The organism is Streptomyces capoamus, from assembly GCF_014654935.1.
Taxonomy (GTDB): Bacteria; Actinomycetota; Actinomycetes; order Streptomycetales; family Streptomycetaceae; genus Streptomyces; species Streptomyces capoamus.
This window is the reverse complement of sequence record NZ_BNBF01000001.1, coordinates 305,897-311,754: the sequence shown is the minus strand read 5'-3', so window position 1 is coordinate 311,754 and position 5,858 is coordinate 305,897. Positions and strand designations below refer to the sequence as shown.

The window sequence follows — 5,858 nt, the reverse complement described above, 5'->3', positions numbered from 1 at the left end:
GCTCTTCGAACGGGAATTCTCCCTCTGCGAGCACTGAAGGCCGGGCACCAGCGCACCGCGGGTGCCGCGCCCGGCCGGAGTCGATTGCTCCGCCGGGCGTATCTCTGTGACACTGGCGGAATGTACGCATACGGGGGCCGCCGCACCAAGGCGGAGCAGGACGCGGCGACGGTCGAGATCGGGTACGCGCTGGTCAGCGCCGCGTTCGCGGCGGCGGTGCTGTTCGGGGCCGTGGCCGGGCCCGCGTTCCTCTTCGACCTGCCGGGCCCGGTGGCCACGGTCCTGCTGCGGCTCGGCACAGCGGTGGCGCCGGTGGTGTTCATGGCCCGGGTGGTCAGCGTGCTGGTGCGCTTCCGGCAGTCCGCCCGACCCGGCCGGAGCGACTCCTAGGGGAACCGGGAGAGCGCGGTCCACCGCCACCGCCGCCCGCAGGGGGCCACGCACACGGCGGTCAGCCGCCGGACGGACCCCGCACGCTCGGGGGTTGCCGAAAAGCCCCGGTCGACCGGCTTGCTTCGCGGTTCCGGATCATGGTTGCCGACCGGATCACTCCGTGGTGGGCAGGCACTCGGCGAGCAGGTCGACGACGTCCCGCCAGGCTCGCTGCGCGTGCTGAGGGTGGAAACCGACCCCGGGACGCACGATGTGGCCGACCGGTGGGTGATGGAAGGCGTGCAGGGCGCCGCCGTAGACCACGAGGCGCCAGTCGACGCCCGCAGCCTGCATCTCGGCGGTGAATGCGTCCCGTTGCGCGGGCGGCATGATCGGGTCTTCCGACCCGACCCCGGCCCACACCGGGCAGTGAATGCGCGCCGTCTCGCCCGGTCGGCCCGTGGTCAGTCCGTTGACCGTCGCGATCGCGCGCAGGTCGACGCCGTCGCGCCCGAGTTCCAGCGCGATGGCGCCCCCGGTGCCGTAGCCGACGGCGGCGATCCGGTCCGGGTCGGTCCGCGGTTCGGCGCGGAGCACGTCGAGCGCCGCGTGGCCGATGCCTCGCATCCGGTCGGGGTCGGCGAGCAGCGGCAGGCAACGGGCCAGCATCTCCTCGGGATCGCTCAGGTAGCGCCCGCCGTGGAGGTCGAAGGCCAGGGCCACGTATCCCAGCTCGGCGAGCGCGTCGGCCCGGCGGCGCTCGACGTCGCTGAGCCCCACCCCCTCGGGCCCGACCAGGACCGCGGGCCGGCGGTCGGCACCGGCCGGGAGCGCGAGATGCCCGATCATCGTCAGGCCGTCGGCCCTGTATTCGATCGTGCGCGTCGTCACCGTCGTCACCGTCGTCACCGCCGTCATGAGTCCGGACTGTAGTGATCGTCGAGCCGGCGCGGGCCGGTCTTCTGCCGCCGGCAGAAATGCGGTGTGACGGGCCCTGGTCCCCGCGGCCGCCACGCCGGCTCACTGCGGGGTGAGGCCCACACTCTCGGCGAGCCGGGCGACCGCGTGCCGGAAGAAGGTCTCGCGGTCCTCCACGACCCGGTTGAACTGTCCGAACAGCTCGAATCCGATCAGCCCGAACAGCTGGGCCCAGGCCGCGACCATCGGTGCGGCCACCTCGGGCGGCAGATCGGGGGCGAGGTCGGCGGCCATCCGCTCGGCCTCGGGCCGCAGGGCGGCGGGGAGCGGCGGGGCGGTCAGGCCCGCGGGGCCGCGGTGGGCGTCCCGGAGGATGCCGATGAGGGCCAGGCCGACCCGGGAGGCGGCCCGGACGGTGGTCTGCGGGGCGGAGTATCCGGGCACGGGAGAGCCGTAGATCAGCGCGTACTCGTGCGGGTGGGCGAGCGCCCAGTGCCGCACCGCCTCGCACACGGCCGTCCAGCGGTCCGCCGGCGGGGCGCCGGGCGCGGCGTCCCGGGCCCGTTCCGCCGCCGCGCCGAGGGAGTCGTAGGCGTCGATGATCAGGGCGGTCAGCAGGTCGTCGCGGCTGGGGAAGTAGCGGTACAGGGCCGAGGAGACCATGCCCAGCTCGCGGGCCACGGCCCGCAGGGAGAGCTTGGCCGCGCCCTCCGCGGCCAGTTGGCCGCGGGCCGCGTCCTTGATGGCCGCGGTGACTTCCTGCCTGGCCCGCGCGCGGGCGCCCTGTGCGGTGCTCATGCCGGCAGTCTGCCACGAGAGAGAGCGGTGCACACGAAAGAGAGCAGGGGAATAAAAAGAGAGCACTGCTCTTGCCCTAGAGCGCCCGCCTGCTCCACACTGGAGGCAAGCGAGAGCACCGCTCTCTCAACTGGGGGGGTCACCATGTCGTCTTCGCCGTACTACCTGCAGAGCAGCCCGCTCAACGTCCGCCTCAACCGCGTGATCGGCTGGCTCGCCCGGCACGGGATCAGCCTCATGGGCAGCGCCGAGATGTCCGTGCCCGGCCGCAAGAGCGGCAGGATGCAGCGCGTCCCGGTCAATCCCCACCACTACGACGGCGGGCAGTACCTGGTGTCGGCGCGCGGCCACTCGCAGTGGGTGCGCAACATGCGGGCCGCCGGCGGCGGGGAGCTGCGGGTGGGCCGCAGGGCGCACGCCTTCACCGCGGTGGAGCTCCCCGACGCCGAGAAGCTCCCGATCCTGCGGACCTATCTGGAGAAGTGGGGCTGGGAGGTCAACCAGTACTTCGCCGGGGTGACCGCCAAGTCCTCCGACGAGGAGATCATCGCCTGTGCCGCGGACCACCCGGTCTTCCGGATCACCGTCACGAGCTGACGGGTTCCGCCTCTTCCTCGGCCGCCTGCCCGGCCGGCCCCCGGTCCAGCGCGGTCAGCGCGCGCTGGGCGAGCGGGTGGGCGCGGACCAGCTCGCCCAGCGAGGTCGACCCCTGGGTGATGTCCCTGAACGCCCGCCAGGCCGGACGGAAGCCGGTGAGGGCCGCGTGGAAGAGGCCGGGGCGCTTCTCGAACAAGCCCAGCATCCGCTTGCCGACGGCCATCTCCACGCCGAGCCCGGCCTTGACCGCGAACGCGTAGTTCAGGGCCTGGCGCCGGGTGTCCACGGCGTCGTGCGCCTCGGCGATGCGGACCGCCCACTCCCCCGCGAGCCGGCCCGAGCGCAGCGCGAAGGAGATGCCCTCGCGGGTCCACGGCTCCAACAGCCCGGCCGCGTCCCCGCAGACCAGCACGCGGCCCCGGGACAGCGGGGAGTCGTCGGCGCGGCAGCGGGTCAGGTGCCCGGAGGAGAGCGACGGCTCGAAGCCGGCGAGGCCCAGCCGGGCGATGAAGTCCTCCAGGTACCGCTTGGTGGCGGCGCCTTCGCCGCGGGCCGAGATCACGCCCACCGTGAGCGTGTCGCCCTTGGGGAACACCCAGCCGTAACTGCCCGGCATGGGACCCCAGTCGATCAGGACCCGTCCCGTCCAGTCCTCGGCGACCGTCTCCGGCACCGGGATCTCCGCCTCCAGGCCGAGGTCCACCTGGTCGAGCTTCACACCGACGTGCGCCCCTATCCGGCTGGCGCTGCCGTCGGCACCGACGACCGCGCGGGCCAGCACCGTCTCCCCGCCCTGGAGGACGACGGCGACCGTACGGCGGTCGGGCACCGCCGAGCCGTGCTGCTCGACGCGCTGCACGGTGACGCCCGTGCGCAGCTCGGCGCCCGCCTTCTGGGCGTGCTCGACCAGCCGCTGGTCGAACTCGGCGCGGTTGACCAGCCCGAAGAGCATCTGCTTGGAGCGGCGGGTGCGGGTGAAGCGGCCGTTGTGGGAGAAGGTGACCGCGTGCACCCGGTCCTGGAAGGGCAGTTCGAAGCCGGGCGGCAGCGCGTCGCGCGAGGGGCCGATGATGCCGCCTCCGCATGTCTTGTAGCGGGGCAGTTCGGCCTTCTCCAGCACCAGCACGCGCCGTCCCGCGACCGCCGCCGCGTAGGCGGCCGAGGCGCCCGCGGGGCCCGCGCCCACCACGACGACGTCCCACACCCGCTGCACGTCGTCCGCCGAAGAATTCTCGCCGCTCACGATGGTCTACCGCTCCGATCAAGCCGCTGCCAAGTGTCCTGTCGCATCCTACGGCGGCCGTCCGTGCAGGCCACTGTGGGAGGATCGGTGTCCTCACCCCGTACAACGTCGCACCCACGAGGAGCGTGCCCATGCCGTCGAATCCGGTCGCCGAGACCGTCGCCTCGCTGCTGCCCCGGGCCAAGGCGGAGCTGACCGAACTGGTCGCCTTCAAGTCGGTGGCGGATTTCGCGCAGTTCCCGAAGAGCGAGAGCGACGCCGCCGCGAGCTGGATCGCCGACGCGCTGCGCGCCGAGGGCTTCACGGACGTGGCCCTGCTGGACACCCCGGACGGCACGCGGTCGGTCTACGGCCACCTGCCGGGCCCGGAGGGTGCGAAAACGGTTCTCCTCTACGCGCACTACGACGTGCAGCCCCCGCTGGACGAGGCCGGCTGGGCCACCCCGCCCTTCGAGCTGACCGAGCGCGACGGCCGCTGGTACGGCCGCGGCACCGCCGACTGCAAGGGCGGCTTCATCATGCACCTGCTCGCGCTGCGCGCCCTCAAGGCGAACGGCGGCGTCCCGGTGCACGTGAAGGTGATCGTGGAGGGCTCCGAGGAGCAGGGCACGGGCGGCCTGGAGCGGTACGCCGAGCAGCACCCCGAGCTGCTGGAGGCCGACACGATCGTCATCGGCGACGCGGGCAACTTCCGGGTGGGGCTGCCGACGGTGACCACCACGCTGCGCGGCATGACCCTGGTCCGGGTGCAGGTGGACACCCTGGCCGGCAACCTGCACTCCGGCCAGTTCGGCGGTGCCGCCCCGGACGCGCTGGCCGCGCTGGTCCGGGTGCTGGACTCGCTGCGGGCCGAGGACGGCTCGACCACGGTCGACGGCCTGGACACCACCGCCCGGTGGGAGGGCCTGGAGTACACCGAGGAGCAGTTCCGCACCGACGCCAAGGTGCTGGACGGCGTCGAGCTGATCGGTGACGGTTCGGTCGCCGACCGCATCTGGGCCCGCCCGGCGGTCACCGTCCTCGGCATCGACTGCCCGCCGGTCGTCGGCGCCACCCCGTCGGTGCAGTCGAGCGCCCGCGCCCTGATCAGTCTGCGGGTGCCGCCGGGCGTGGACGCGGCCGAGGCCACCAAGCTGCTCCAGGCGCACATCGAGGCGCACACCCCGTGGGGCGCCCGGGTCTCCACCGAGCAGATCGGCCAGGGCCAGCCGTTCCGCGCCGACCCCTCCAGCCCCGCCTACCAGGCGATGGCCGACGCGATGGCCGTCGCCTACCCGGGCGAGACCATGCAGTACGCCGGCCAGGGCGGCTCCATCCCGCTGTGCAACACCCTCGCCGGGCTGTACCCGCAGGCGGAGATCCTGCTCATCGGCCTGAGCGAGCCCGAGGCGCAGATCCACGCGGTGAACGAGAGCGTGTCCCCCGAGGAGCTGGAGCGGCTGTCGGTCGCCGAGGCGCTGTTCCTGCGCAACTACGCGGCGGGCTGAGCCGTTCTGCCCGTGGCAGAGGGCCCTCGTCCCCGGGCGGGGGCCCTGCCTACGGTCGGCGCATGGATGTCATCGAACTGCTGCCGCGTCTGCACCTGTTGCGCTTCCCGGTCGGCCAGGCCTACCTCTGGAGCGACGACGCCGAGCTGACCCTGATCGACGCGGGCACGAGCGGCCACGGCCGGGCGATCGCCGACGCGGTCGCCGGGCTGGGCCGCGCCCCCCAGGACGTACGACGTGTCGTCTTGACCCATTTCCACGAGGACCATGTGGGCGCCGCGGGCGAGTTCGCCGCGCTGAGCGGTGCCGAGGTGCTGGCGCACGCCCTGGACGCGCCGTTCGTCCGCGGTGAACTGCCCGGTCCGCCGCCGCTGTTCGAGGAGTGGGAGCTGCCCATCCACGCGGAGGCGGCCCGTCAGCTGCCCGACGGGCCGCCGCTGCCG

General features: G+C 73.4%; 7 protein-coding genes. 4 read left to right on the top strand and 3 right to left on the bottom strand.

Translation table 11 applies throughout. From position 1 onward, the window contains the following. Positions 1–120: 120 nt before the first annotated feature. Positions 121–390, top strand: coding sequence for a DUF6332 family protein (locus IE312_RS01480; protein ID WP_189977517.1), 270 nt, complete (start codon positions 121–123; stop codon positions 388–390). 156 nt (positions 391–546) lie between these two features. On the opposite strand, the gene IE312_RS01475 is transcribed toward IE312_RS01480, so the two are convergent. Beyond that, positions 547–1,272 (bottom strand): dienelactone hydrolase family protein, encoded by a 726-nt coding sequence (locus IE312_RS01475; RefSeq protein WP_189978211.1) that lies wholly within the window; start codon positions 1,270–1,272, stop codon positions 547–549. 120 nt (positions 1,273–1,392) lie between these two features. After that, positions 1,393–2,088 (bottom strand): TetR/AcrR family transcriptional regulator, encoded by a 696-nt coding sequence (locus tag IE312_RS01470; RefSeq protein WP_189977515.1) that lies wholly within the window; start codon positions 2,086–2,088, stop codon positions 1,393–1,395. A gap of 144 nt (positions 2,089–2,232) precedes the next feature. Between IE312_RS01470 and IE312_RS01465 the strand changes: the two genes are divergently transcribed. Then, positions 2,233–2,685, top strand: a complete 453-nt coding sequence (locus tag IE312_RS01465; RefSeq protein WP_189977513.1) for a nitroreductase family deazaflavin-dependent oxidoreductase — start codon at positions 2,233–2,235, stop codon at positions 2,683–2,685. Here IE312_RS01465 and IE312_RS01460 read toward each other — a convergent pair. After that, a complete protein-coding gene (locus IE312_RS01460) occupies positions 2,675–3,928 on the bottom strand; it encodes a geranylgeranyl reductase family protein (RefSeq protein ID WP_189977505.1) in 1,254 nt (417 codons plus the stop codon). The genes IE312_RS01465 and IE312_RS01460 overlap by 11 nt on opposite strands. 131 nt (positions 3,929–4,059) lie before the next feature. Here IE312_RS01460 and IE312_RS01455 point away from each other — a divergent pair, with 131 nt between their 5' ends. Then, positions 4,060–5,415 carry a dipeptidase gene (locus IE312_RS01455; RefSeq protein WP_189977503.1) on the top strand — a complete coding sequence of 452 codons (1,356 nt, stop codon included), beginning with the start codon at positions 4,060–4,062 and terminating at the stop codon, positions 5,413–5,415. Between the two features lie 62 nt (positions 5,416–5,477). Beyond that, a partial coding sequence (locus IE312_RS38420; RefSeq protein ID WP_229898842.1) for an MBL fold metallo-hydrolase occupies positions 5,478–5,858 on the top strand: 381 nt, incomplete at its 3' end.

What these genes read in the sequence shown, in the direction of transcription:
- IE312_RS01480 (WP_189977517.1), top strand. Translation starts at nt 121, where the DNA reads ATGTACGCATACGGGGGCCGCCGCACCAAGGCGGAGCAGGACGCGGCG.
- IE312_RS01470 (WP_189977515.1), bottom strand. Translation starts at nt 2,088, where the DNA reads ATGAGCACCGCACAGGGCGCCCGCGCGCGGGCCAGGCAGGAAGTCACC.
- IE312_RS01465 (WP_189977513.1), top strand. Translation starts at nt 2,233, where the DNA reads ATGTCGTCTTCGCCGTACTACCTGCAGAGCAGCCCGCTCAACGTCCGC.
- IE312_RS01455 (WP_189977503.1), top strand. Translation starts at nt 4,060, where the DNA reads ATGCCGTCGAATCCGGTCGCCGAGACCGTCGCCTCGCTGCTGCCCCGG.